This is a genomic window from Ruegeria sp. BK1, from assembly GCF_056535645.1.
In genome coordinates this window covers 897,012-921,528 of record NZ_JBQFIS010000001.1, presented here as the reverse complement: position 1 = coordinate 921,528, position 24,517 = coordinate 897,012, and the positions used below count along the sequence as shown (strand labels likewise).

The window sequence follows — 24,517 nt, the reverse complement described above, 5'->3', positions numbered from 1 at the left end:
TCACACAACCTCAACGATAGCACCCAATTTTTGACGCAATTCTGCGTCATCACGATTCTCGTTATTGCGAGGATTGAATATGTTTAGTGACGGTGCGATTTTTGAGTTCCGCGGCCCGTGGAACGTACCCATTCAATTGAACCAGAGCCTGATTTTACTGGTTCTGATCATCGTCGGATTCAACTTCGACCCCGGGACCCTGCCCTATGCGCTTGGATTCGTGGGTATTTTGCTGGGCTCGATCCTGCTGCACGAACTCGGGCACGCTTGGGGTTGTTTGATCCAGGGCGTCCCCGTCAACCGCGTCGTCCTTTATTGCGGTGGCGGATTTTGCGAACATCGCCGCTCGACCTCGTCGTACGAGGATGAGTTGATCGTGGCCATGGGGCCAATAATGAACCTGACCCTTTGGGCGGTGTGTTCACTGGTCGAGCCCTTCGTTTCCTCTCCCGCGCTGGGGTGGGTTTTGGTCGTGACCGCACAATTGAACCTGTGGCTGGCGATTTTCAACATGCTGCCATTGATGCCGCTGGATGGTGGACGGCTGTTCCACGCAATGCTGAACCGCATGGTGAAACCCGTAACAGCGACCCGCATTGCCGGATTTGTCGGACTGATTGGCGTCGTCATGTGGCTGCCGATGATGGTGTTTGCCTATGTGAATTTCGGCTTTGTGTTTCTTTTCTTCCCACCATTACTGCGCCACTGGCATATGGTGCGATACGCGCAGTATTGACGCTATTCCGCCGCGACCTGTTCAGAGTTCAGCATCTGATTCAGGTATCGCCCAGTATGGCTGCGCTCGACGGCGGCCACGTCTTCGGGCGTGCCGGTGGCGACGATCTCACCACCGCCATCGCCACCTTCGGGGCCGATGTCGATAATATGGTCAGCGGTTTTTACCACATCCAGATTGTGCTCGATCACAACGACCGTATTGCCCTGATCGACCAATTCATGGAGCACTTCCAACAGCTTGCGCACGTCTTCGAAATGCAGACCCGTCGTTGGTTCATCCAGAATATACAGCGTCCGCCCAGTCGAGCGTTTGGACAATTCCTTAGACAATTTCACCCGCTGCGCCTCGCCCCCGGACAAGGTCGTGGCCTGCTGCCCAACCTTGATATAGCCCAGCCCAACACGCGCCAGTGCGTCCATCTTATCGCGGATTGAAGGCACGGCCTTAAAGAACTCCTGCGCGTCTTCTACAGTCATATCAAGGACATCGGCGATGGACTTGCCCTTGAATTTGATCTCCAATGTTTCGCGATTGTAGCGCGCACCCTTGCAGGTTTCGCAGGTGACATAGACGTCAGGCAGAAAGTGCATCTCGATCTTGATGACGCCGTCACCCTGACACGCCTCGCACCGGCCGCCCTTGACATTAAAGCTAAACCGCCCCGGCTTGTACCCTCGCGCCTTGGCTTCCGGCAGACCGGCAAACCAGTCGCGGATCGGAGTGAAAGCTCCGGTGTAAGTTGCTGGATTCGAACGCGGAGTCCTCCCAATTGGGCGTTGGTCAATGTCGATCACCTTGTCCAGATGCTCCAGACCCTTGATCGTCTCACAGGGCGCAGGCGTCTGCCGCGCGCCGTTCAATCGCATCGAGGCGGTTTTGAACAGTGTCTCAATCGTCAAAGTCGACTTGCCGCCGCCCGATACACCGGTCACACAAACGAACTTACCCAGCGGAAATTCTGCCGTGACGTTTTTCAGGTTATTCCCGGTGGCTTTGACGACCTTCAGCTTTTTCTTGTTCCCTTTGCGCCGGTCAGTCGGCACAGCAATCTCTCGCGTGCCCGACAGGTATTGCCCGGTCATCGAGGCCGCATCGGCCGCGATATGCTCTGGCGTTCCATGGCTGACCACCTGTCCGCCATGCACACCGGCACCGGGGCCAATATCGAACACGTAATCAGCCTCGCGGATCGCTTCTTCGTCATGTTCGACCACGATCACCGTATTGCCCTGATCGCGCAGATTCTTGAGCGTCCCCAGCAGCCGGTCATTATCCCGCTGATGTAACCCGATCGAAGGCTCGTCCAACACATATAACACGCCCGTCAGGCCCGACCCAATCTGGCTGGCCAACCGGATACGCTGGCTTTCGCCACCGGACAACGTGCCACTAGAACGAGACAGCGTAAGATATTCCAAACCGACATTATTCAGGAATCCGAGGCGCTCGCGAATCTCTTTCAGAATCGCCCGAGCAATCTCATTCTTCTGTACGCTCAGATGGTTCGGGGCGTCCTCAACCCAAGCCAAGGCCTCACGGATCGACATCTGAACCACCTGCCCCACATGCAGACCCGCGATCTTGACGGCCAAAGCTTCGGGTCGCAGACGGTAGCCTTCGCAGGCCCCGCAAGGACGGTTGTTCTGATAACGCTCGAATTCTTCCCGAATCCAGGCGCTGTCGGTTTCGCGATAGCGGCGTTCCATATTCGGAATAACGCCCTCAAAGCTGCGTGTCACCTGATAGACTCGCCCGCCCTCATCATAACGGAACTGGATTTCATCATCACCAGAGCCGCGCAGGAATACCTGTTGCACCTTGGCGGGAAGGTCTTTCCACGGGGTGTTCTTGTCGAACTCAAAATGCCGCGCAATGGCTTCGATGGTTTGCAAAAAATATGGCGACTTACCCTTGCGCCACGGGGCCAAGGCACCGTCATACAGTTTGAGCGTCTGGTCCGGCACCACGAGGCGTTCGTCAAAGAACAGCTCGACCCCTAACCCGTCGCAATCCGGGCACGCCCCAAATGGCGCGTTGAAAGAAAACAGGCGTGGTTCGATCTCGGGGATGGTGAAGCCGCTGACTGGGCAGGCAAAATTCTCGCTGAAGGTGATACGTTCCGGGTCGCCCTCCTTCGGGGCGGTTTCCAGAATCGCGATGCCATCCGCCAAATCTAAAGCGGTGCGCAGGCTGTCGGCCAGCCGAGTCTCCATCCCTTCACGCACAACAAGGCGGTCTACGACCACGTCGATGTCATGGCGGAATTTCTTGTCTAAAGTGGGCGGGGTATCGAGCTCATAGAACTCGCCATCCACTTTGACACGTTGAAAACCTTGTTTGCGCAGTTCAAGGAACTCTTTCTTATATTCCCCCTTCCGGTCGCGCACGATGGGGGCCAGCAAGTAGCCGCGCGTGCCCTCCTCCATCGTCATGATCCGGTCGACCATGTCTTGCACCTGTTGCGCCTCAATCGGCTGGCCGGTGGCGGGGCTAAAGGGCGTACCTGCGCGGGCAAACAAAAGGCGTAGATAGTCGTAGATCTCGGTCACGGTCCCCACGGTCGAGCGCGGGTTTTTCGACGTCGTCTTCTGTTCAATCGAGATCGCTGGAGACAGCCCACTGATGTGATCCACATCGGGCTTTTCCATCATGTCCAGAAACTGCCGCGCATAAGCCGACAGGCTTTCGACATAGCGACGCTGACCCTCGGCATAGATCGTATCAAAGGCCAGCGACGACTTGCCCGAACCAGATAGCCCCGTGATCACCACAAGCTGATCCCGCGGAATATCCACATCAATGCTTTTGAGGTTATGTTCGCGCGCGCCGCGCACCTCGATATTCTTCAGCTCAGCCATTCTTGGCCCCCTACACGCAAGTGACCTAGAAATAGGCGAGCAGCACTGAGTCTCCAACAGAAAAATTAGAACAAAGTGTGAACTTACGGATTATTGCCGATCACTCCTGACAAAACATGTGCGTCGGCGCGCAATGTGCTGAATGTTCAAAGTTCTGACTGAGATTTGAGAAATAAATGGCGCGGTTGACGGGGCTCGAACCCGCGACCCCCGGCGTGACAGGCCGGTACTCTAACCAACTGAGCTACAACCGCGCATCTATTTTTACGGCCTTTAACCTGGACCAAGGAGTGCAGCGATGGCGCGGTTGACGGGGCTCGAACCCGCGACCCCCGGCGTGACAGGCCGGTACTCTAACCAACTGAGCTACAACCGCCCGCTGCACGTTCGTTGCTGAACGTTGGGGTGTATTATGGCTCCGCTCGGGCAGCGTCAAGCGGCGTTTTGAAGTTTTTTCCGAATTCGGGAATTTTACCTTCGCCGAAGATCTCGGATCAACGTGTCATCACCGGTCTTGACAGTAGATCAGCCAACAACGCAAGTGGATCAAGCAGCAGGTGTTTTCGCCACAACCAAAAACTGTGTCAGCTTCGCCACATCGCACCTAATTCAACTGTGCCAGATACACTTTCCGCTCTAGCCCGATTAAGTCCGCAATTGCTCAGAAGGTCTCAACAAGACCCTATTGCACAACGAAAAGAAAACGGAGCATAAACGTGAAAAAGTTGTTTATTAGCAGCGCTTTGTCAGCAGCAACCCTGACTGGTGCAGCACAAGCTGTCGAATTTTCCGGCGGATATTTGAATCTGGATTATTCTACGTTCACAGACACCGACTTCGGTGACGCCTACAACCTGAACGGTTCTGGAGAATTGGCATTTAACCGCGCATTCAGCACACAGCTAGATCTTGGCGTCCAGCGATTTCAGGACCTAAGCGAGACCGCAACGAACTGGACCTTGCACGGCAACTGGCACACCGCCAACAACGCGTCTTTCGGCCTGTTTTACGGCCAGGAAGACCTGGACGATGCCGATTTCGAATTCTACGGTCTGGAAGCCGGATTTGATGCCGGACCCGCAGAGATCGAAGGTTATCTTGGGCGGCAAGATCTGACAAATGCCTCGGATCTGGATGGCATGCTATTTGGTATTTCGGCAAAAACCGAATTGGCTGATGCATGGGAACTGAACGCGAGCTTTGACATCGTTGACAACTTTGCAGGTGCACTGGACTACAACCTGTTTGCTATTGGCGCCTCTTATGCGGCTGCGGACAATGCCGAAGTCTACGGCAATGTCGGTGTTGCCCATATTTCGTCCCCATTGGTGTCCGGTAGCGAAAACGAAGCATATGTCAGCTTCGGCGTCCGTGTGAACTTTGGCAACGAACGCGGCACCACCTTCGGTCAGCGTGGCGTTCTGTCCAGACTGCCAGGTTTGCCGGGTCTATGAGGACATTTTCCTCTCGGGGCGCGCCTCCGGGGGGACTTTGGTGCCGGGGTTAGAAAAACGAATCCCGGCTCTTGCGGCGGGCCAAGACTCACTGTAAGACGCCGCCTTACGGGTGATTAGCTCAGTGGTAGAGCGCTTCGTTCACATCGAAGATGTCAGGAGTTCAAATCTCTTATCACCCACCATTTTCCCCTAAAACTTGGTGGTTCCTTGCGTCCCAATTCTTTGGGTAGTCGCATAAAAAGGGCGAGGTTGAAACCCCGCCCATTTTGATCATTCAATCCGAACTCAGTGCGTTCTGGCAGACGCTGCCGAACTTTCCGCGGCTTTCGCAGCCGCGGCGGCGGCCTCCTCGGCTGCTTCGTCCCATTCGATGGGTTCAGGCTCGCTAATCAGCGCCTGCTTCAGAACCTCGGACACATGCGTGACCGGGATGATCTCCAGCCCTTCCTTCACGTTATCCGGGATGTCGGCCAGATCCTTTTCATTTTCCTCGGGGATCAGGACAGTCTTGATGCCACCACGCAGTGCCGCCAGCAGTTTTTCCTTGAGCCCACCGATCGGCATCGCGTTGCCGCGCAGCGAAACCTCGCCCGTCATGGCGATATCCTTGCGAACCGGAATACCGGTCAGCACCGACACGATCGAAGTCACCATCGCCAGACCGGCCGAAGGGCCATCCTTTGGCGTTGCGCCATCCGGAACGTGGACGTGAATGTCCAGCGTGTCGAATTTCGTCGGCTTCACCCCGATCTGAGGCGAGATTGACCGCACATAGGACGATGCCGCGTCGATGGATTCCTTCATCACATCGCCCAGCTTACCGGTGGTCTTCATCCGCCCCTTGCCGGGCAGTTTCAGCGCTTCGATATGCAGCAGATCGCCCCCGACCGAGGTATAAGCCAGACCAGTCACAACACCGACCTGATCGTCCTGTTCAGCCAGACCATAGCGGTATTTGGGCACGCCCAGGAAATCATCCAGATTGTCGGGCGTCACCGTGACCGACTCGGCCTCTTTCTTGATGATCTTGGTCAGCGATTTCCGGGCAACCTTGGCGATCTCTCGTTCCAAGTTCCGCACGCCCGCTTCCCGGGTATAGGTGCGGATGATGGATTGCAGCGCATCATCGGTCAGCTCAAATTCCTTGGCCTTGAGGCCATGGTTTTTAACCTGCTTGCTGATCAGGTGCTGCTTGGCTATCTCGGATTTCTCTTCCTCGGTATAGCCAGCCAGCGGGATGATCTCCATCCGGTCCAGCAGAGGCCCGGGCATATTATAGCTGTTCGACGTGGTTAGAAACATCACGTTGGACAGGTCATATTCGACCTCCAAGTAGTGGTCCATGAACGTACTGTTCTGTTCCGGGTCCAGCACTTCAAGCATGGCCGAAGCCGGGTCGCCACGGAAATCCTGCCCCATCTTGTCGATCTCATCGAGCAAAATCAGCGGGTTCGTGGTCTTTGCCTTTTTCAGCGACTGGATGATCTTGCCGGGCATCGAACCGATATAGGTCCGACGGTGGCCGCGGATCTCAGATTCGTCACGCACTCCACCCAACGAGATGCGAATGAATTCGCGCCCCGTGGCTTTGGCAACCGACTTACCCAGCGAGGTTTTACCCACACCCGGAGGGCCGACAAGGCACAGGATCGGGCCTTTCAGCTTTTTCGAGCGCTGTTGAACCGCCAGATACTCGACGATCCGTTCCTTGACCTTCTCAAGCCCATAGTGATCGGCATCCAAAATGTCCTGGGCACGGCCCAGATCCTTTTTGACGCGGGATTTGGTGCCCCACGGCAGCGACAGAATCCAGTCCAGATAGTTGCGCACGACGGTGGCCTCGGCCGACATGGGTGACATATTCTTGAGCTTCTTCAGCTCACCCTCGGCCTTTTCGCGCGCTTCTTTCGACAGCTTGGTCCCGGCGATTTTCTCTTCCAGTTCAGCAACTTCGTTGCCGCCGTCCTCGCCATCGCCAAGTTCCTTCTGAATGGCCTTCATTTGCTCATTCAGGTAGTACTCGCGCTGCGTCTTCTCCATCTGGGATTTGACGCGGGTCTTGATCTTTTTCTCGACCTGCAGAACCGACATCTCGCCCTGCATGAGGCCATAGACCTTTTCCAGCCGCTCACTAACCGAGAGCGTCTCAAGCAGTTCCTGCTTTTGCTCAACCTCGATGCCAAGATGGCCCGAAACCAGGTCGGCCAGCTTGGCAGGTTCGGTGGTTTCACCAACGGCGGTCAGCGCTTCTTCGGGGATGTTCTTGCGGACTTTGGCGTAACGCTCGAACTCATCTGCGACGGTGCGCAGCAGCGCCTCGGTCGTCGTCACGTCGCCCGGAATTTCGGTCAGATATTCAGCGCGGGCCTCGAAAAAATCGTCATTTTCCAGAAAATCGGTGATCTGCACGCGCGCCTGACCTTCGACCAGCACTTTGACAGTGCCATCGGGCAGTTTCAGCAGTTGCAGCACATTTGCCAGTACGCCCGACCGGTAAATCCCGTCGATTGCGGGATCGTCCTCACCCGGATCAATCTGGCTGGACAGCAGAATCTGCTTGTCGTCCTGCATCACTTCTTCAAGCGCGCGGACGGATTTTTCCCGTCCCACGAACAGCGGCACGATCATATGTGGAAACACCACGATGTCGCGCAACGGCAGTACTGGGTACGAGGAATTCAGAGGCTCTTGCATGCTCTATCCTTATCATTGGCAAGACGGCTCCGGTCCCTATCAAGGCAACGCTCGGCCATCTCCTGTTTGGACGATAAAGGTGGGGCTTTTACACCCGTTTTCAACCTCACCGCCTGTTATGCGGATCAGAATGACCCGAGGTTTTTCTGACTGCAAGGCGTCGCGATCACATATCCACCGTTTTTGCTGGGCAGAACTGAATTCCGCCGCCTAAAGCGGCTCGATATCGCCCTGCGCGCGCTGTGCGTGGAACTCGGCCTTCCATGCCTGGAACGTGCCTGCCGCAATCGCGCCGCGCATTCCCTGCATGATTTCCTGAAAATAGTGCAGGTTGTGCCAGGTCAGCAGCATCCCCGAGATCATCTCGTTCGCGCGGAATACATGGTGCAAATAGGCGCGGGAGTAGTTTGAACAGGCCGGACAGGTACACTGCTCATCCAGCGGGCGCGGGTCATCCGCATGGCGGGCGTTTTTAATATTGACCACGCCATAGCGGGTGAAAACCTGCCCTGTGCGCCCTGAACGCGAAGGCAAAACACAATCCATCATGTCGATGCCGCGCGCAACGGCGCCTACGATGTCGTCGGGCTTGCCTACTCCCATCAGATAGCGTGGCTTGTCGGTGGGCAGCATATCAGGCGCGAAATCCAGAACGCTGAACATGGCCTCTTGGCCTTCGCCGACGGCCAGTCCGCCGACCGCATAGCCTTCGAACCCGATCTCTTTTAAGGCTTCGGCGGATTCTTCGCGGAAATCGTGTTCTAGTCCACCTTGCTGAATACCAAACAAAGCGTGGCCCGGACGGTCGCCGAACGCATCGCGCGACCTGTGCGCCCATCGCATCGACAGTCGCATCGATTCAGCAATCCGGTCCCGGTCCGCGGGTAAGGCCGGGCATTCGTCGAAACACATAACGATATCCGAACCCAGCAGGCGCTGGATTTCCATTGACCGCTCTGGCGTCAGCTCATGCTTGGAGCCGTCGATATGCGATTTGAAGGTCACGCCCTTTTCGGTCAGTTTTCGAAGCCCGGCCAGGGACATAACCTGAAACCCACCCGAGTCTGTCAGGATCGGACGTTCCCAGTTCATGAACTTGTGCAAACCACCCAGACGGTCAATCCGCTCTGCCGTCGGGCGCAGCATCAAGTGATAGGTGTTGCCCAACAGGATATCGGCCCCGGTTGCGCGCACGCTTTCGGGCATCATCGCCTTGACCGTCGCCGCCGTTCCGACAGGCATAAAAGCGGGCGTCCGAACCTCGCCGCGCGGTGTGCGGATCACGCCGGCTCTCGCCTTTCCGTCGGTGGCTTTCAGGTCAAAAGAAAAACGTTCGGTCATAGGGGGCCTCGGGGTCGCTGAACCGGGCAGGATTTGCCCGATCTGCCCGTCCTTTGCAACCCGTCAGGGCAATGAAGCGACCCGTTGGGTAAAGAGATCGACCACCCCTGCCCCGTCGACATCGCAGCACACGTGCACGACGGGACGCGAAGGATCAGGGCGGGTCAGGCCAATCTCGGGGCCGTCCGCAACAACCTGCAACCCGGTTTCCACCATTGTGAACATGTCCGCATGGGTACAGGCGATCACAGCTGTCGAATCGTGCAGCCCGCAACCCTCAAGCCCACCAACATCCTTGTAGAACTTCAGATAAAACTTCGAGATATCGCGCAGGAACCCACCCATATCTGCGGATTGTTCCGCGAGGCCGTCAAAATCGGCCCCTTCGTAGAGGGTCCTGAGCGTCACATCCAAGCCAACAACCACCGTCGTAGGAGGGTTGGCAAAAACCTCATCGGCGGCAAGAGGGTCATGGTAGATATTCGCCTCGGCATGCGGGGTAATGTTACCAGGGCAATAAACAGCACCGCCCATGATGACCAAGCGGGCGATGTTCTGGGCAAATTCCGGGTCCAGACGCAGTGCAGCGGCGATATTAGTTAAGGGACCGACGGCGCAGACCACCAGTTCGCCCTTATGCACGCGGGCCATTTCAACCAGGTATTCGGCAGCGGACAGGCTGTGATTGCTCCCGATCTGAGGGATGTCGGTGACATCTCCAAACCCCTCAGGCCCATGAACATGCTCAGACGGCGCATGTGTGTCCGCCCCCTGCGCCACGGGTGCGCCTTCTGCGACCGGGGCGTTTATGCCCAGTTTATCTAACAAAAACCGCGCGTTCCGGCTGGATTGATGCACATGGGTGTTGCCGAAAACCGTGGTCAGGCCAATCAGCTCAATCTCGGGGGCAGCAGCAGCATAGGCGATGGCCATTGCGTCATCAATGCCGGGGTCAGTGTCTATAATCAGTTTCATGTTTGCCCGATAGCGCAATCGGCAAGGGATGCAAAGTGGTCACAGACAGGCCTCCGCCCCCCTTATCAGCTTATTCAATGATTTGATTCCGCGCCCCTTCTCGGGATAGCTGAGTTGAAATTGGGCGAGTCAATCCCCAAATGTATACTATAGTACACAATACCGAGAGGACAGTTATATGGAAGAACAGATTATTGGATTGATTTCATCCAACATCATTTTCCTGCTGGGCGCGGCGCTGATCGTCGTCGTCATTTTCAAGGGCATAAAGATTGTGCCTCAATCCGAGAAGTTCGTGATTGAACGGTTCGGGCGCCTTCATTCGGTCCTTGGACCGGGGATCAACTTTATCGTTCCGTTTCTGGACGTTGCACGCCACAAAATATCCATTCTGGAGCGTCAGTTGCCCAACGCGACTCAGGACGCGATCACTAAAGACAACGTGCTGGTGCAGATCGACACCTCGGTCTTTTACCGCATTCTTGAACCGGAAAAGACGGTCTATCGTATCCGTGACGTAGATGGCGCGATTGCCACCACCGTGGCCGGTATCGTCCGCGCCGAGATCGGCAAAATGGACCTGGATGAGGTACAGTCGAACCGTGCGCAGCTGATTACCCGTATTCAGGAAAGCGTGGAAACCGCCGTGGATGACTGGGGTATCGAGGTGACTCGGGCCGAGATTTTAGACGTTAACCTGGATCAGGCCACCCGCGACGCAATGTTGCAGCAGCTGAACGCCGAACGCGCCCGTCGCGCGCAGGTGACTGAGGCCGAGGGTCAGAAACGCGCCGTTGAACTGAACGCCGATGCCGAGCTATATGCGGCTGAACAAACCGCCAAAGCCCGCCGTATTGAGGCCGAGGCCGAAGCCTATGCAACGGGCGTGGTCGCCAAAGCTATTCAGGATAACGGGATCGAGGCCGCTCAGTATCAGGTCGCATTGAAACAGGTCGAGGCCCTGAACGCACTTGGCGCAGGCAATGGCTCACAAACCATCGTGGTGCCCGCGAATGCGCTCGAGGCGTTTGGCGATGCCTTCAAAATGTTGAAAGGAGGCCGGTAATGGCCGATCCGTTCTGGTTGACATGGTGGATTTGGTTGGCGGGGGCTTTGGCCCTCGGCATCCTCGAGATTGTGCTGCCGGGGTTTATCTTTCTGGGCTTCGCAATCGGCGCGGCGATCACTGGGCTGTTGCTGGTCATTCCCGGGGTCGCACCGTCCCTGCCGGTTTTGCTGCTGATCTTTGCAGCTTTGTCCTTGGTGGCGTGGCTGGTGTTGCGGCGGATGTTCGCCCTGCCCCATGGTCAGGTGAAGACCTTCCGGCATGATATAAACGAATGAATCGCTCGGCGCCCAATAAGGGCGCCACGGCACCACTGGACGCTGCCCGTGGCTTTCCCTATATAAAAGCTCAGGAAACAGACCCGAGGCACGAATGACCCACCCGAGTGAACAGTTCGAAGGCACCCCGCTGATTGCGCCTTCCACGATTGAGCACCCCTTGTATGAAGCGGTGGTCGAGGCGTGCCGGTCCGTCTATGACCCTGAGATTCCGGTCAATATCTATGATCTGGGCCTGATCTATACCATCGACATCACGCCCGAAAACGCCGTTAAGGTCATCATGACCCTGACCGCGCCAGGCTGCCCTGTCGCGGGCGAAATGCCGGGCTGGATTGTCGAAGCTGTCGAACCGGTGGCCGGTGTCAAGGAAGTGGACGTAGAACTGACATGGGAACCGCCCTGGGGCATGGAGATGATGTCCGACGAGGCCCGTCTGGAATTGGGCTTCATGTAAGCAAACCAGCTGTCGATGACTAAACCGCCCTCAATCACCGGGGCGGTTTTTTATTTGATACCGCAGGTGGATTTAATTTCTTCCGCCCGCGCGTCCAGCGCTTTGACGTAATCACCAGAGAGCATCGACAAATGTTTCTTCTCGGTCCCGGTGATAAGGCCCAGCAGCGCACCGGCTGGAAGGATTGAAACAACGCTTGCAACCTGTTGAGCTTGAGCGTGTTTTTTCTCAGCCGCGATGGCGCGCAAATCCCCTGGCGCAGTGGCGCAATTCACCGGATGCCGCTTTTCATCGGTTTGAGCCGCAGCAGCACCAGCAAACGCCGCGAGGGCAATTAACGGCACCGCTTTTATTCCACTAAGTTTTAGCGAAGAATTCATCCTGTTATCCTACCTGCAGTGTTCTCTGCTCTACTGCGTGCAAGGCTAGGACGAAGGTGCAGCGTTAGGCAAGCGTAGGTTGCATGTGTGCCTACCTGAGTGGAAAACTTAGGTAAGCACGTCTGCTATGTCTTGAGACTGCCCCACCAGAGGACTAAGTTATTAACAACGCGCGACGACGGAGACGAAAATGTTTGGCATTCCCGGCAAACAGGCCGTGACCATGACCCCAAAGGCTGCGGCCCAGATTGTACGCCTGATGGAATCGGGCGGGCACGCGGGACTGCGCATTGGCGTCAAGAAAGGTGGCTGCGCAGGCATGGAATACACCATGGATTATGTGGATGAGGCCGACACCAATGATGAGGTGGTCGAACAGGATGGCGCACGGGTGATGATCGCCCCAATGGCGCAAATGTTCCTGTTCGGGACCGAAATCGACTATGAAGTCTCGTTACTGGAATCCGGTTTCAAATTCCGAAACCCCAACGTGGTCGATGCCTGCGGCTGCGGCGAGTCGATCAAGTTCGACGAAACCCTGTCAGCACAGAATTAGGACGCCGTTTTCAGGTGGACGTACGTCTCGTTGAACCGCCGGGTCAGGTGTTCTCCGGCTGAAATCACTTGGTCCGACTCAGGTAGCGCAACGTTGGTGTCATAGGACGGGTTAAAAAACAGCGGCACCGAAACCCGTTCATCCGCTCCTCCGACGACCCTGTGCATGGTCGCTTTGACCTGCCCTGCGGTCCAGAACTCCAGCATTTCCCCGAAGTTGATCACGAAGGTGCCGGGGTCGGCTTGGACCTCGGCCCAACTTCCATCCGGCAATTGTGCCTCAAGTCCCGGAGTGCCGTCGGTCGCCAGCAAGGTCAGGCAGCCATAATCCGTGTGCGCGCCGATCCCGAAATCACGCGCCCCCGCCCAAACGGGACGCTGAGGGTAGAAGTTGCCGCGCAGCAAAGCCATCGGCGTGTCAAACGCCACATCAAAGCTGCCCGCGTCGCGGCCCAAAGCAACGGCAATCGCTCGCAAGATACGCATCGCAACGGCACAAGCGTCACCATAGTAGCCTTGAATCATGTGCTGAAAACCAGACGGCGCGTCGGGCCATTGGTTAGGGGCGTAAACGCTCAGGCCCCGGTCGGCATAGGCACTGTCCTCGGGCAGATCGAAACCGCAATCGAACACCTCTTTGTAGTCCGGATTCGCATCGGGATCGACTTGTTCGGAATGCGGCGCACCCCAGCCTCGATTTGCCCCGGTCTTTGCCATGTCGACGCGGCTTTTCTGCGCCTCGGGCAGTTGGAAAAACGCTTTGTAAGCGGCTAGGACGGCTTCGATCCTCGCCTTGTCTAATCCAGTGTTGGAGACGCGCAGAAACCCAACGTCGCTAACGGCGCGCCGCAATCTGGCCAGTTCCGCCACATCACGGGCGTCCAATTTCGCAAGATCCAGTGTGTCGATCATCTCTGCCTCATTCGCTCGCGCGAGTTCTGTCGATTTCTGCGATGGTCTGCAACCGGAATTGTCACGACCCCCGGCGGGTGTTATCCGAAACACAAACAAAAATTCTTGTGGGAGTGTGTGCGATGCGGCGCAAGCTGGCGGCTGGTAACTGGAAAATGAATGGGATGTCGGCCGAGCTAGAGGAGTTGAGCACCCTCGCCCGCATGTATCCGTCCCCTACGGTCGATGTGCTGATCTGCCCGCCCGCAACCCTGCTGCACCGCGCGGCCAGCACCGTGCAGGCCATAGATATTCAGGTTGGCGGTCAGGATTGCCATGCAAACACCTCTGGCGCCCATACCGGTGATATCAGCGCCGGAATGCTGCTCGATGCCGGGGCGTCCGCGGTCATTCTGGGCCACTCTGAACGGCGCGAGGATCACGGCGAGCAAAATGAAGACATCCGTGCTAAGGCCCGTGCTGCCATGGACACTGGGTTGAAAGCCATCATCTGTGTCGGTGAAAGCCTGGAACAGCGCGAAGCAGCCAACACGCTGGATATCATCGGTGGTCAGATGTCGGGCTCGATCCCTGATCAGTCAACCGGTGAGAACTTGATCGTAGCCTATGAACCCATCTGGGCCATCGGCACGGGCAAGGTCCCCACCCTCGACGAAATCGGAGAGGTCCACGACTTTATCCGAACCCGTCTGGAACGTCGCTTTGGCGAGGGCGTGGGCCGCTCGGTCAGGCTACTTTATGGCGGGTCGGTCAAACCCGGCAATGCCGCAGACATCTTTGCCGTGTCCAACGTGGACGGGGCATTAGTCGGCGGGGCCAGCCTGAAAGCGCAGGATTTCGCGGGCATCATCGACGCGCTGCAAAACGCCTGAGCGTCACGCCAGTTTCATAGTTACCAAACCGGCCACAATCAGGGCCGCTGCAATCAAGCGCGGGGTTGTCAGGGCCTCGCCTAGAAACATGACGCCGATCATGAACGCTCCAACCGCACCGATCCCGGTCCAGATCGTATAGGCCGTGCCGAGTGGCAAATCCCGCATAGCCAGCGCCAGCAAGCCAAAAGACCCGATCATCGACACGCCCATCAGGGCGGTCGGCCAAAGCCGGGTGAAGCCAACCGATTGCTTCATCGCAACGGCCCAGACTATTTCCAACAAACCGGCGAATAGCAGAAAAATCCAGGGCATAGAGGCACCTCATATCCGTTCGGGTCGTCCCGAATGATCAACCAAAGTGGTGAGGTCGTCCTCTGCCCTCCAGATGGGCATGACCCGCAATTCGTCAAGAGGGGCGCAAAGGAAAAAGCCGGGCCTCTGGGGCCCGGCTTTCATGTGGTTCACGGCTAGTTCGTTATGATCTCTGGCCCCATGAAAGTGTTGGGCAAGAAGGTCGATATCCATGGGATATACGTGACCATGATCAGGAAGACGAACAGAACCGCCAGGAAGGGCAGCGCCGCCTTCACGACGCTCATCATCGGCATTCCGGCCACGCCCGAGGTCACGAACAGGTTCAGCCCGACCGGAGGTGTAATCATCCCAATCTCCATGTTGACCACCATGATGATGCCCAGATGGATCGGGTCGATGCCCAGTTCAATCGCAATCGGGAACACCAGAGGTGCCACGATGACCAGCAGGCCCGAAGGCTCCATGAACTGACCGCCGATCAGCAGGATCACGTTCACCACGATCAAGAAGGTCACAGGTCCCAGACCCGCCGACAGCATGGCACTGGCGATGTGTTGCGGCACCTGCTCGTCGGTCAGCACATGTTTCAGGATCAGCGCGTTGGCGATCACGAACAGCAGCGTGACGGTCAGCTTGCCTGCCTCGAACAGCGTATGCTTGGTATCGGGGTGGAAAAAGGCCGTCACCAGCGCATAGGGCTTTTTGATCAGCGGCAGATTGGGTTGCCCTTCTTCCGTGCTGAGCGGGCCCATGTCCTTGTAGACGAAGCTGGCAATCAGGAAGGCATAGACGGCGGCCACGGCCGCGGCTTCGGTCGGAGTAAAGATACCGCCATAAATACCACCCAGAATGATGACGATCAGGAAAAGGCCCCATCCGGCCTCGCGCGCCGAGGCAAAGATCTCGCCCCATCCTTTCCACTCACCTTTGGGCAGGTTCTTGACCTTGGCCATGACATAGATGGTGATCATCAGCATCAGACCTGCCATCAGGCCCGGAATGACCCCTGCAAGGAACATGCGCCCGACCGAGACCTCGACGGCGGCTGCATAGACAACCATCACGATCGACGGCGGGATCAGGATGCCCAGCGTACCCGCGTTACAGATCACACCAGCGGCGAATTCCTTGGAATACCCCACCTGACGCATCCCTGCGATCACGATCGAGCCGATGGCCACAACGGTCGCCGGGGACGACCCCGACAGTGCCGCGAACAGCATACAAGCAAACACGCCCGCAATCGCCAGACCACCAGGCAAATGCCCAACACAGGCAATCGAGAAGCGTATGATCCGCCGCGCCACACCGCCCGTTGTCATGAAAGACGACGCCAGAATGAAGAACGGGATTGCTAGCAGGGTGAAATGCCCCTCGAAGGCCTCGAACAGCGTGCCTGCGACCGAGGCCAAAGAACTGTCAGAATAGATCAGCAGGAACAGGGTCGAGCTAAGGCCAAGCGCCACCGCAATCGGAACACCGATCAACAGCAGGCCAATGACCATTGAGAAAAGAAGAACGACGTCCATCAGTCATGCACCCCTTGTTGTGCGCGGACTTCTTCGATCTCGTCCTCGACTTCGTGGCTGGCGACAAGGCGGTCGGTTTCGCCGCGCCAGATTTGTACTGCAACCTGAGAAAAGCGGATCACCAGCAGGATCATCGACACCGGCAACACCAGATACGGGATCACCTTGGGCAGCTTTTCATAGCCCTCGCCATAGTTGATCATGTCTTCCAAAAACCGCAGCGGCGCGACCATTGGGATGTCGTCAACCTCGTAAAAGCTCTGGCTGCGCGCACCGGTATCGAACCCGGTCGGGAACCACCGGCCTGAGGTCGGCGGCAGATCCGCGAAGACGGCCCAATAGTCATAAGACCCCTTTAGCAGCAGCAACGAGAAGACCAGACAGCACGCCACCGCAATTAGAGCCAGGATGCGTCGCGGCGCAGGTGCCAGCATATTCAGGATCGCATCCACGCCCAGATGCGCGTGTTTCTTCACTGCATAGGACGCCCCCAACAGCACCAACCAGCCAAAGGTGAACACTGTCAGTTCCAGCGCCCACAGGATGTTAGAATTAAAGACGAACCGCGCGATGACGTTGGCGAAGGTGACGACGGTCATCACCCCCAACAACAGCGCGATCATCGTCTCTTCGATATGGTCGATCAGCCCGCCAGAGCCGGGTTTCGCACCAGACATCTCATTGTCCCCGCATTTTGTGTGATGAGAATAATTGGGGCGGGCCTGTTTCAGCCCGCCCGGCCCGCGCATCGATAACTCCCCAGTCCCCCGACGCGCGGACTGATCGGATTAAAATCCGGTGTTGATCGCCTGTGCAGCGTCGATCTTGTCCTGACCCACATCGCCAGCGAACTTGTCCCAGACAGGCTTCATCGCATCGACCCAAGCCTGACGCTGGTCGGCGTTCAGCTCACGAATGGTGCCGCCGGCGTCGATCACCGACTGCTTGGCCGCTTCGTTCACCGCAAAGGCTTCTTTGTTCCGCGTCTCGGTGACTTCACTCAGGATCGTCAGGAACTGATCGCGCACTTCGGGGTCCAAGCTGTCCAGCCAGTCAACCGAAGTCACAACCAAGTAATCGATGATGCCGTGGTTGGTCTCGGTAATACCGTCTTGCACTTCGAAGAACTTCTTGCCGTAGATGTTCGACCAGGTGTTCTCCTGCCCGTCCACAACGCCCTGCTGCAACGCGCCATAGACTTCCGAGAACGCCATTTTCTGCGGGCTGCCACCAATGGCTTCCATCTGCGCGACCAGCACGTCCGAAGACTGAACACGGAACTTCAGACCATCCGCATCGGAAGGATCAACCAAAGGTTTGTTCGCCGACATTTGCTTCATGCCGTTGTGCCAAAATGCCAGCCCCTGCAGGCCACGGCGCTGCATGCTGTCCTTCATCGCTTGACCGTCAGCCGAGGCTTGGAATGCGTCCACCGCATCAATGTTCTTGAACATGAACGGCAGGTCGAACAGACGGAACTGCTTGGTGAACTTTTCAAACTTCGACAGCGACGGCGCGGCCAGTTGGACGTCGCCCTGCAGCATCGCCTCCAGCACCTTGTCGTCATTATAGAGGGTCGAGTTCGGGAACACCTCCATGCACATAACGCCGTTCATCTCGTCATTGACACGCTGCTCCAGCAACGATGCAGCAATCCCCTTGGGGTGCTTGTCGGTGTTGGTCACATGCGCAAACTTCACCACGATCTCGCCGTCGTCACACGCCGCCATCCCAGCGGTCGCGGTCACGGTCAGCGCCAGTGCGGTTGCGGCTGTTGTCAGGAATTTCATCTGTCCTATCCTCCCAGACTTCACAAAACTTCTCCCAGACGCTCGACGAGCGCCTCATGCCGGGCAGTGAACCGAATCGCCTCTTACCGCTCAACTTTTTGTTCTGAATGCCGGTTGATTGTATTTTTTTGTTAATTAACAGTTCATTACAAGCCGCGCGAACAGATCTTTGGCTGCTATCCTTGAGCGACGTGCGAAATTTCGCACAAGCCCAAACCCCTTCTGTGCGGTTTTCCGCACAACTTGATTCGCCCATCGAGAATCACCACCCAATCAAGCGCAACCACAGTTCGCGTCAGCGAACTGCCCGGCCCAACCGCCTGACCTGCATGAAATGCAGAGAAAGCGGGCGGGAGCACCTACCTGCGATAATCCTCGGGCCGAATGCCATAGCGAGCCAGCTTGTCGTAAAATGTCTTGCGCGGCAGTTTCAGCGCCTTGGCCGCGTCCGATGCTTTGCCGTTATGGCGCCCCAGCGCCGCGATCAAAAGTGACCGCTCAACTTGGGCCATCTGCTCGCTCAGACCCAACTCAGTGGCGGCGCCCACCTCATCCGGCATCCCAAGCACAAAGCGCATGGCCGCTGACATCAAGGATCGGGCATTCCCTGGCCAATCTTGCGACATCAAAGCCGCCAAATGTTCGGAAGAGATGTCAGGTACTGCAATGCCAGCCTGTTCCGCAGCCTGCGCGACGTAGTGGCGAAAGATCACCGGGATATCCTCGGGCCGCTCGGACAGGGACGGGATGCGCACGCGCATCACATCCAACCGATAGAACAGGTCCGCATGAAACTGCCCTGTTGCGGACAGATCCGCCAGATCCGCAGTGGTGCCGGCGATGATCCGTGCCCCAACCCCCTGCTCGATGATTTCAAGCGCCGCATATTGGGTGTCTTTCGGCATCACCGAAACCTCGTCAAGGAACAGTGACCCACCAGCCGCGTCCTCACACACCTGCTGCAAAGACTGAACCGACATGCCCGAAGCGGGCCGCTTGACGAATGGGCCCTGCGATTGCGGTGACATCAAATGAACCACCTCAGCAACCTTTGATATCCCACTGCCCGCAGGTCCTGTCACCAGAACCTCGGCCCCAGTCGGCGCAACTGAACGCACCCGGTCCCGCAACGCCTCCGACCGCGCAGACAGACCAAACAGAAGCCGCGCCGCCGGGTCGCCCTTTTCCAACTCCTGTTTCAAGGCGCGCTGTTCCAGCACTTGCCGCCGCGCCAGATGCGCCCGTTCCAGCACCTCAAGCAGATCAGAGGCCGCACAGGGCTTTTCCAGAAAATCGAACGCACCCTTGCCCATCGCCCGAACGGCCATTGGAATATCGCCTTCGCCTGTCAGCAGGATCACCGGCAACTCGGGATCAATCTCCAACGCGTAGTTCAAAAGGTAAAACCCGTCCCGTCCGGGCATGCGGATATCCGAGACGATGACCCCCGCAAAATCCGCGCGAATATGGTCCTTGGCCGCAACAAAAGAACCTGCCGTGACCGGCGCGTAATCCGCCAGTTCCAGCGTTTGCGCCAATGCCTCGCGGACCGCCGCGTCATCATCGACCAGAAGAACCTTGCGTGTCATACCACTTCATCTTCCCGAAAATACTCCAGTTCAACCGTAAAGGTCGCCCCTGGATTCGAGTTCACACCGCGAATATTGCCGCCAAAGCTTTGCACCAGCCCGTACGAGATCGAAAGACCCAGCCCCATCCCCTCTGAGGAGCCGACCTCTTTGGTCGTATAAAACGGTTCGAACAGTTTTTCCGTATTTTCAATCCCCGGACCGATATCGCGGACTGTCACCGACAGCTTTTCGTCATCATGTATTTCAATGTCGATCCGCCGCTCGGGTTGCTGGCTCATGGCGTCGGCGGCGTTGTTGATCAGGTTGACGAAAACCTGCCCCAGACGCACCTCTCCGCCCCACGCGAACACAGGCCGCACCGGAGGGGTCCAGTCCAGAACCACCCCATCCGCGCGCAAACGCGCCTCGGTCAGTTCGATCGCGGTTTCGATGACCTGCACCAGATCAACCTTGCTCATCGGCTCGCTTTCATTGCGCGCAAACGCCCGCAGGTTCTTGATGATGCGGGCCATACGTGCGGCCATATCGGAAATGCGGGTTAGGTTCTCAGCGGCCTTTTCCTCGCGTCCACGGGTCAGGAAAGCGGTTCCATTATCGGCGAATTGCCGGATCGCCATGAGTGGCTGGTTCAACTCGTGACTGATCCCAGCAGACATCTGCCCCAATGCGCTGAGTTTTCCAGCCTGCACCAATTCTTCCTGCGCGTGTTTCAGGGCGGTTTCCGCCTCCTGTCGCTCATGCACTTCGCGGCGCAGGGCGGTGTTGGCATCCGTCAGTTCATGAGTGCGTTGCGCCACGCGGCTTTCCAACTCGACATTGGCCAAGGCCAAAGTGCGCCTGCGCTCGGTGGCCAGATACAACAAAGCCCCAAAGGCCAGACAGATTGCCGCCACCGTCGCCGCCTGCAACCCGGCCAAGCGCAGGGCCGGAGCAACATCGACCAGCACTTCGGCCGTCATGTCGATCACTGGCAGATCCAGCGTCAGATGCAAGGCACGTTGCGGTAAATACCGACCCCAATCGACCTCCCACAACTCATGCGGTCCCACTTGGACCGAGGCGAAGGCCACGGACTCACCGGTTGGCGGAGATAGCCCCAGCTGGCCGTCGTCACGGCGCCAGAACAACAGGTCCGAGCGATTGGAGATGAACACGACCCCCTCGGCATCGACAAAGAAAACAGCCTCGGTACTGCCGCGCCACGTCTGCTCGACATCCTGCACGTCGGCGATGACCATTAATGCCCCGTCCACCTGCCCTTCGGGGCCAAACGCGGGGGCGGCGTAAGAATAGATCCGGTCCCCGGTCGCGTCTAACACCCCATGCGCACTGCCCATCGCGCCCTGCAAGGCACGCTCAAAGGCAGGGTGATCGGCCATATTGGTCTGTGCCGCCGGTTGTGCCGAGGCCAGAACCTGACCGTCGCGGTCCAGATAGATCATATCGACCGCCGCTGTCTTGTCGGCAACATCCAACAGCACGAAGCGCGCATCGCGCCGTTGTGCTTCGGTCTCCAGCGTGTCGAAAGCAGGATGTGTGGCCATCAGAACGGCAAGTTCCTGATAGACCTGCATCTGAGTGCTCAGCCGGTCGGCAGCGAGTTCCAGATCAGCCTCGGCCTTGTCACTAAGTTGCAGCAGCGCCTGCCGGTAGCCGTATGACCACACCCCTGCCGCCAACAGCGCGACAGACAAGACAAATCCCAAAACAACCCAAACCCTTTGCATGAAATAGGGTCTTGCATTCACCGGGCCTCATGGCAAGTGTCCTTGGAATGAAGACGCTTACCCAATCCCCGGTTGCACCGGACTTCGTCCAAAACCCCTACCCTTTCTATCACCATGCCCGCGCATCCGGCGATCTGATTTATTGGGACGACTATCAGATTGTGGCCGCCGTTTCGCACAAGGCCGTGCAAACGTTGCTGAAAGACCGCCGCTTTGGCCGTGAAACCCCAGCCGAGATGCAAAAGCCGGGTCCAAGGCACCTCGCCCCATGGTTGGCGATCGAGGCGCATTCCCTGCTTGAGCTGGAACCACCCCGCCATACTAGATTGCGGGCCTTGGTGATGCGCGCCTTCACCTCGCGCGCGATTACTGCGCTAGAGCCCGCAATACGGGACCTGACCCACGCATTGATCGACGATTTCCCGGATTCCCCGTTCGATCTGCTGGACCGGTTTTGCACCCAAGTGCCCGTGATCACCATCTGCCGTCTGCTGGGCGTACCCGAGGAGATGTCGCCGGACCTGCTGCGTTGGTCCCATTCCATGGTCGCCATGTATCAGGCCAGCCGAACGGCACAGACCGAACAAGATGCAGCCGCAGCCTCGCAAGAATTCACTGATTTCCTGAACAGCTATATCGACCGCCGTCGCACGGATTCGCGTGATGACCTGATCACCCGGCTGATTGCAGCCGAGGAAGATGGCGAGAAACTGACGCGCGATGAATTGGTCGCCACTTGCGTCCTGCTGCTGAACGCCGGACATGAGGCAACCGTGCATTCGCTGGGCAACGGCGTGAAGACAGCGTTGGAACTAGGCCTTGATCGCAGCGTCTTTCAGCCGGGTGTCATAGACGGAACGGTCGAGGAAATCCTGCGCTACGATCCGCCGCTGCACATGTTCACGCGCTATGCTTACGAAGACGTCACCCTGTTCGACCACAGTTTCAAACGCGGCGACGAGGTGGCCTTGCTTTTGGGGGCGGCGAACCGCGACCCGGCAGTGTGGACAAACCCAGATCAGTTTGACCCAACCCGCCCGGTTGTCACCAACACCAGTTTTGGCGGCGGCTTGCATTTCTGTGTCGGGGCGCCGTTGGCACGGCTGGAAATGCGAGTCGCGCTGTCAATCCTGTTCAATCGGTGCCCCTCTCTACGCCTGAGCGAAGCACCGGCCTATGACAACACCTATCACTTCCACGGCTTGCAGCGCTTGATAGTGGAAACCTGAAACTATCCGTCGACCAAAGCACCCAAGGGCAACATCGTGGTGGACTTGATTTCCTCCATCGATAGCAGCGCGGTCACGTTGTGGACCCGCACTTCCGAGATCAGGGTCTGGTAGAACTCATCATAGGCGCGCGCATTCTTGACACGCACTTTCAGAATATAGTCGATATCTCCCGCCAGCCTGTGCGCCTCTTGCACTTCGGGCCGATCCCGCAAGGCCTTGAGGAACCTGCGCTGCCAATCAGCCTCGTGCTCTGAGGTTCTGATCAGCACAAAAAACGTAGCCTCGAACCCCAGCGCCTCGGCGTCCAGCAAAACGGTCTGCTGACCGATGACTCCGGCCCCTTTTAGCTTGCGGATCCGATTCCAGACCGGGGTCTTGGAGCTGCCGACCCGCGCTGCTATTTCGTCCAGCGATTGACTGGCATCGCGCTGAAGCTCAACCAGAATTTTCCGATCCGTGTCGTCTATTCGCACCGACATTCCAATTTATCCCTCGTTTCGAAACCCACGTTCCACATCCCAATTTTACAGGAACGTATGTTCTTATTTAAGCGCCCATATGGCGCAATACTGGGAATATTTCCTATATTGCAGGTCAAGTCAAACCAACCGGAATCAACTATGCAAGACGCACGTTCATATGATGGCACAGGGCATGTCGACTTTGTCGGCGCGGGCCCCGGCGATCCTGAATTGCTGACGCTCAAGGCGCTGCGTGCGTTCGAGCGCGCGGATGTCGTACTTCATGACCGCCTGATTAGTGCCGAGGTTTTGGCGATGGCGGGAAAAACGGCTGCTCTGGTTGATGTGGGTAAAGCCGGTTTTGGTCCTTCGTGGAAACAGGCGGATATCGACGCCCTATTGGTGGAACATGCGTTAAAAGGTCAGCGGATCGTACGCCTGAAATCTGGTGATCCTACCGTGTTTGGTCGTCTGGACGAAGAGATCGAGGCCGTTGAAGCCTCAGGCATCTCTTGGACCATCATCCCCGGTATTACAGCTGCCTCGGGCGCTGTGGCGGGTATCGGCCAAAGCCTTACCCAGCGCGGCCGCAATTCCTCGGTCCGGTTCTTGACCGGCCACGACTTGAAGGGCTTTGCCGATCACGACTGGTCAGCACTGGCGCGTCCGGGCTCTGTCGCGGCAATCTATATGGGCAAAAAATCGGCTCGGTTCATCCAGGGCCGCCTGATCATGCACGGCGCCGACCGCGCCACGCCCATCACATTGGTGGAAAACGCCTCGCGCCCTGATCAGCGCATCGTGTCAACCAATCTGGACCAGTTGCCCGCCGATCTGAACGCCGCCGAAATGGACGGCCCCACCCTGACTTTTTACGGCCTTGCCCCGCGCCAAGCGGCCAAGACCCTGACCGAATTCAAGAAGGAGCACGCCTGATGGCCCGCGCTTTTACCCCCAAAGTTGTCACTGCGAATGACCTGCTAGAAGGCGACGTGATCTACCTGACCGCCGATGACCGTTGGTCGCGCGACCTGGCCGAGGCCGAGCTGATCACCGACGAGGCCCACGCTCAGGTCCGCCTGCTGGATGCCGCGCGTCAAGCCAATAAGATCGTCGGCGCATATCTGGCCGATGCAGTGGCCGGTGAAAACGGCCCCGAACCCACCCATTTCCGCGAGGACTTCCGCCGCACCGGCCCGTCCAACTATGCCCACGGCAAGCAGGAAACAACAACGCAGCCCCGGGCCTGATCTCTGGCCCTCTCTCTCCCCAAAAAGGCCCCAA

Annotated in this window: 23 protein-coding genes and 3 tRNA genes; 11 read left to right on the top strand and 15 right to left on the bottom strand. The window is 57.6% G+C overall.

Annotated features, from left to right (window positions below; all coding sequences use genetic code 11):
- Positions 1-79 precede the first annotated feature (79 nt).
- Complete coding sequence (locus tag ACR3E7_RS04525) at positions 80-736, top strand: site-2 protease family protein (RefSeq protein WP_480504389.1); 657 nt, start codon at positions 80-82, stop codon at positions 734-736.
- Between the two features lie 2 nt (positions 737-738).
- Here ACR3E7_RS04525 and uvrA read toward each other — a convergent pair whose 3' ends face one another.
- From uvrA to ACR3E7_RS04510, 3 genes are all read right to left on the bottom strand, one after another.
- Positions 739-3,597: an excinuclease ABC subunit UvrA gene (gene uvrA / locus ACR3E7_RS04520; RefSeq protein ID WP_480504390.1), complete on the bottom strand. Its 2,859-nt coding sequence runs from the start codon at positions 3,595-3,597 to the stop codon at positions 739-741.
- A 177-nt stretch (positions 3,598-3,774) separates the two neighbouring features.
- Positions 3,775-3,851: transfer RNA gene (locus tag ACR3E7_RS04515), tRNA-Asp, on the bottom strand.
- Between the two features lie 45 nt (positions 3,852-3,896).
- Positions 3,897-3,973: transfer RNA gene (locus ACR3E7_RS04510), tRNA-Asp, on the bottom strand.
- Between the two features lie 340 nt (positions 3,974-4,313).
- On the opposite strand from ACR3E7_RS04510, the gene ACR3E7_RS04505 reads away from it, so the two are divergent.
- Positions 4,314-5,051, top strand: coding sequence for a porin (locus tag ACR3E7_RS04505; RefSeq protein ID WP_480504391.1), 738 nt, complete (start codon positions 4,314-4,316; stop codon positions 5,049-5,051).
- Between the two features lie 110 nt (positions 5,052-5,161).
- Positions 5,162-5,236 (top strand) — tRNA-Val (locus ACR3E7_RS04500).
- A gap of 103 nt (positions 5,237-5,339) precedes the next feature.
- Here the strand turns inward: ACR3E7_RS04500 and lon are convergent.
- The 3 genes from lon to ACR3E7_RS04485 all read right to left on the bottom strand — a co-directional run bounded on the left by lon (position 5,340) and on the right by ACR3E7_RS04485 (position 10,064).
- Positions 5,340-7,748, bottom strand: coding sequence for an endopeptidase La (lon, locus tag ACR3E7_RS04495; protein WP_480504392.1), 2,409 nt, complete (start codon positions 7,746-7,748; stop codon positions 5,340-5,342).
- 210 nt (positions 7,749-7,958) lie between these two features.
- The gene (gene tgt / locus ACR3E7_RS04490; RefSeq protein ID WP_480504393.1) at positions 7,959-9,089 is read right to left on the bottom strand and encodes a tRNA guanosine(34) transglycosylase Tgt; all 1,131 of its coding nucleotides are present in this window, start codon (positions 9,087-9,089) and stop codon (positions 7,959-7,961) included.
- 63 nt (positions 9,090-9,152) lie between these two features.
- The gene (locus tag ACR3E7_RS04485; protein WP_480504394.1) at positions 9,153-10,064 is read right to left on the bottom strand and encodes a nucleoside hydrolase; all 912 of its coding nucleotides are present in this window, start codon (positions 10,062-10,064) and stop codon (positions 9,153-9,155) included.
- A 178-nt stretch (positions 10,065-10,242) separates the two neighbouring features.
- On the opposite strand from ACR3E7_RS04485, the gene ACR3E7_RS04480 reads away from it, so the two are divergent.
- The 3 genes from ACR3E7_RS04480 (at position 10,243) to ACR3E7_RS04470 (ending at position 11,865) form a co-directional block, all read left to right on the top strand.
- Positions 10,243-11,130: an SPFH domain-containing protein gene (locus ACR3E7_RS04480; protein WP_170791738.1), complete on the top strand. Its 888-nt coding sequence runs from the start codon at positions 10,243-10,245 to the stop codon at positions 11,128-11,130.
- Complete coding sequence (locus tag ACR3E7_RS04475; protein WP_170769626.1) at positions 11,130-11,408, top strand: NfeD family protein; 279 nt, start codon at positions 11,130-11,132, stop codon at positions 11,406-11,408. Before ACR3E7_RS04480 ends, ACR3E7_RS04475 begins: the two co-directional genes overlap by 1 nt.
- Before the next feature lie 94 nt (positions 11,409-11,502).
- Positions 11,503-11,865 (top strand): SUF system Fe-S cluster assembly protein, encoded by a 363-nt coding sequence (locus tag ACR3E7_RS04470; protein WP_170769625.1) that lies wholly within the window; start codon positions 11,503-11,505, stop codon positions 11,863-11,865.
- Between the two features lie 50 nt (positions 11,866-11,915).
- Here ACR3E7_RS04470 and ACR3E7_RS04465 read toward each other — a convergent pair whose 3' ends face one another.
- Positions 11,916-12,245: a hypothetical protein gene (locus ACR3E7_RS04465; RefSeq protein WP_480504395.1), complete on the bottom strand. Its 330-nt coding sequence runs from the start codon at positions 12,243-12,245 to the stop codon at positions 11,916-11,918.
- A gap of 190 nt (positions 12,246-12,435) precedes the next feature.
- Between ACR3E7_RS04465 and ACR3E7_RS04460 the strand changes: the two genes are divergently transcribed.
- Complete coding sequence (locus tag ACR3E7_RS04460) at positions 12,436-12,801, top strand: HesB/IscA family protein (RefSeq protein WP_170786598.1); 366 nt, start codon at positions 12,436-12,438, stop codon at positions 12,799-12,801.
- Here the strand turns inward: ACR3E7_RS04460 and ACR3E7_RS04455 are convergent.
- Entirely contained in the window at positions 12,798-13,712 is a 915-nt protein-coding gene (locus tag ACR3E7_RS04455; protein ID WP_480504396.1) for an isopenicillin N synthase family dioxygenase, read from the bottom strand. The two genes, ACR3E7_RS04460 and ACR3E7_RS04455, sit on opposite strands and share 4 nt — an antisense overlap.
- Positions 13,713-13,834: 122 nt before the next feature.
- On the opposite strand from ACR3E7_RS04455, the gene tpiA reads away from it, so the two are divergent.
- Positions 13,835-14,584 (top strand): triose-phosphate isomerase, encoded by a 750-nt coding sequence (gene tpiA / locus ACR3E7_RS04450; RefSeq protein ID WP_480504397.1) that lies wholly within the window; start codon positions 13,835-13,837, stop codon positions 14,582-14,584.
- A gap of 3 nt (positions 14,585-14,587) precedes the next feature.
- Here the strand turns inward: tpiA and ACR3E7_RS04445 are convergent, their stop codons facing one another.
- The 6 genes from ACR3E7_RS04445 to ACR3E7_RS04420 form a co-directional block, all read right to left on the bottom strand.
- The gene (locus tag ACR3E7_RS04445; RefSeq protein WP_480504398.1) at positions 14,588-14,899 is read right to left on the bottom strand and encodes a DMT family transporter; all 312 of its coding nucleotides are present in this window, start codon (positions 14,897-14,899) and stop codon (positions 14,588-14,590) included.
- 155 nt (positions 14,900-15,054) lie between these two features.
- Positions 15,055-16,431 (bottom strand): TRAP transporter large permease, encoded by a 1,377-nt coding sequence (locus tag ACR3E7_RS04440; protein WP_170786590.1) that lies wholly within the window; start codon positions 16,429-16,431, stop codon positions 15,055-15,057.
- Positions 16,431-17,108, bottom strand: a complete 678-nt coding sequence (locus tag ACR3E7_RS04435; protein ID WP_170769619.1) for a TRAP transporter small permease — start codon at positions 17,106-17,108, stop codon at positions 16,431-16,433. Before ACR3E7_RS04435 ends, ACR3E7_RS04440 begins: the two co-directional genes overlap by 1 nt.
- A 111-nt stretch (positions 17,109-17,219) precedes the next feature.
- A complete protein-coding gene (locus ACR3E7_RS04430) occupies positions 17,220-18,221 on the bottom strand; it encodes a DctP family TRAP transporter solute-binding subunit (RefSeq protein ID WP_480504399.1) in 1,002 nt (333 codons plus the stop codon).
- A 359-nt stretch (positions 18,222-18,580) separates the two neighbouring features.
- A complete protein-coding gene (locus ACR3E7_RS04425) occupies positions 18,581-19,810 on the bottom strand; it encodes a sigma-54-dependent transcriptional regulator (protein WP_170769617.1) in 1,230 nt (409 codons plus the stop codon).
- Positions 19,807-21,540: a sensor histidine kinase gene (locus ACR3E7_RS04420; protein ID WP_170791733.1), complete on the bottom strand. Its 1,734-nt coding sequence runs from the start codon at positions 21,538-21,540 to the stop codon at positions 19,807-19,809. Before ACR3E7_RS04420 ends, ACR3E7_RS04425 begins: the two co-directional genes overlap by 4 nt.
- A gap of 47 nt (positions 21,541-21,587) precedes the next feature.
- Here ACR3E7_RS04420 and ACR3E7_RS04415 point away from each other — a divergent pair, with 47 nt between their 5' ends.
- Positions 21,588-22,769 (top strand): cytochrome P450, encoded by a 1,182-nt coding sequence (locus ACR3E7_RS04415; protein ID WP_480504400.1) that lies wholly within the window; start codon positions 21,588-21,590, stop codon positions 22,767-22,769.
- Positions 22,770-22,771: 2 nt separating this feature from the next.
- Here ACR3E7_RS04415 and ACR3E7_RS04410 read toward each other — a convergent pair whose 3' ends face one another.
- Entirely contained in the window at positions 22,772-23,251 is a 480-nt protein-coding gene (locus ACR3E7_RS04410; RefSeq protein ID WP_170786584.1) for an Lrp/AsnC family transcriptional regulator, read from the bottom strand.
- A 141-nt stretch (positions 23,252-23,392) separates the two neighbouring features.
- Here ACR3E7_RS04410 and cobA point away from each other — a divergent pair, with 141 nt between their 5' ends.
- Together cobA and ACR3E7_RS04400 are read left to right on the top strand one after the other, a co-directional pair.
- On the top strand, positions 23,393-24,169 hold the full coding sequence (gene cobA / locus ACR3E7_RS04405) for a uroporphyrinogen-III C-methyltransferase (protein WP_480504401.1): 777 nt from the start codon (positions 23,393-23,395) through the stop codon (positions 24,167-24,169).
- Positions 24,169-24,483 carry a DUF2849 domain-containing protein gene (locus ACR3E7_RS04400; protein ID WP_170786582.1) on the top strand — a complete coding sequence of 105 codons (315 nt, stop codon included), beginning with the start codon at positions 24,169-24,171 and terminating at the stop codon, positions 24,481-24,483. Before cobA ends, ACR3E7_RS04400 begins: the two co-directional genes overlap by 1 nt.
- The last annotated feature ends 34 nt before the right edge of the window (positions 24,484-24,517 follow it).

Excerpts from the sequence above, each read along its gene's own strand:
- ACR3E7_RS04525 (WP_480504389.1), top strand. The coding sequence starts at position 80 with ATGTTTAGTGACGGTGCGATTTTTGAGTTCCGCGGCCCGTGGAACGTA.
- uvrA (WP_480504390.1), bottom strand. The coding sequence starts at position 3,597 with ATGGCTGAGCTGAAGAATATCGAGGTGCGCGGCGCGCGCGAACATAAC.
- lon (WP_480504392.1), bottom strand. The coding sequence starts at position 7,748 with ATGCAAGAGCCTCTGAATTCCTCGTACCCAGTACTGCCGTTGCGCGAC.
- tgt (WP_480504393.1), bottom strand. The coding sequence starts at position 9,089 with ATGACCGAACGTTTTTCTTTTGACCTGAAAGCCACCGACGGAAAGGCG.
- ACR3E7_RS04485 (WP_480504394.1), bottom strand. The coding sequence starts at position 10,064 with ATGAAACTGATTATAGACACTGACCCCGGCATTGATGACGCAATGGCC.
- ACR3E7_RS04480 (WP_170791738.1), top strand. The coding sequence starts at position 10,243 with ATGGAAGAACAGATTATTGGATTGATTTCATCCAACATCATTTTCCTG.
- ACR3E7_RS04475 (WP_170769626.1), top strand. The coding sequence starts at position 11,130 with ATGGCCGATCCGTTCTGGTTGACATGGTGGATTTGGTTGGCGGGGGCT.
- ACR3E7_RS04470 (WP_170769625.1), top strand. The coding sequence starts at position 11,503 with ATGACCCACCCGAGTGAACAGTTCGAAGGCACCCCGCTGATTGCGCCT.
- ACR3E7_RS04465 (WP_480504395.1), bottom strand. The coding sequence starts at position 12,245 with ATGAATTCTTCGCTAAAACTTAGTGGAATAAAAGCGGTGCCGTTAATT.
- ACR3E7_RS04460 (WP_170786598.1), top strand. The coding sequence starts at position 12,436 with ATGTTTGGCATTCCCGGCAAACAGGCCGTGACCATGACCCCAAAGGCT.
- ACR3E7_RS04455 (WP_480504396.1), bottom strand. The coding sequence starts at position 13,712 with ATGATCGACACACTGGATCTTGCGAAATTGGACGCCCGTGATGTGGCG.
- tpiA (WP_480504397.1), top strand. The coding sequence starts at position 13,835 with ATGCGGCGCAAGCTGGCGGCTGGTAACTGGAAAATGAATGGGATGTCG.
- ACR3E7_RS04445 (WP_480504398.1), bottom strand. The coding sequence starts at position 14,899 with ATGCCCTGGATTTTTCTGCTATTCGCCGGTTTGTTGGAAATAGTCTGG.
- ACR3E7_RS04440 (WP_170786590.1), bottom strand. The coding sequence starts at position 16,431 with ATGGACGTCGTTCTTCTTTTCTCAATGGTCATTGGCCTGCTGTTGATC.
- ACR3E7_RS04435 (WP_170769619.1), bottom strand. The coding sequence starts at position 17,108 with ATGTCTGGTGCGAAACCCGGCTCTGGCGGGCTGATCGACCATATCGAA.
- ACR3E7_RS04430 (WP_480504399.1), bottom strand. The coding sequence starts at position 18,221 with ATGAAATTCCTGACAACAGCCGCAACCGCACTGGCGCTGACCGTGACC.
- ACR3E7_RS04425 (WP_170769617.1), bottom strand. The coding sequence starts at position 19,810 with ATGACACGCAAGGTTCTTCTGGTCGATGATGACGCGGCGGTCCGCGAG.
- ACR3E7_RS04420 (WP_170791733.1), bottom strand. The coding sequence starts at position 21,540 with ATGCAAAGGGTTTGGGTTGTTTTGGGATTTGTCTTGTCTGTCGCGCTG.
- ACR3E7_RS04415 (WP_480504400.1), top strand. The coding sequence starts at position 21,588 with ATGAAGACGCTTACCCAATCCCCGGTTGCACCGGACTTCGTCCAAAAC.
- ACR3E7_RS04410 (WP_170786584.1), bottom strand. The coding sequence starts at position 23,251 with ATGTCGGTGCGAATAGACGACACGGATCGGAAAATTCTGGTTGAGCTT.
- cobA (WP_480504401.1), top strand. The coding sequence starts at position 23,393 with ATGCAAGACGCACGTTCATATGATGGCACAGGGCATGTCGACTTTGTC.
- ACR3E7_RS04400 (WP_170786582.1), top strand. The coding sequence starts at position 24,169 with ATGGCCCGCGCTTTTACCCCCAAAGTTGTCACTGCGAATGACCTGCTA.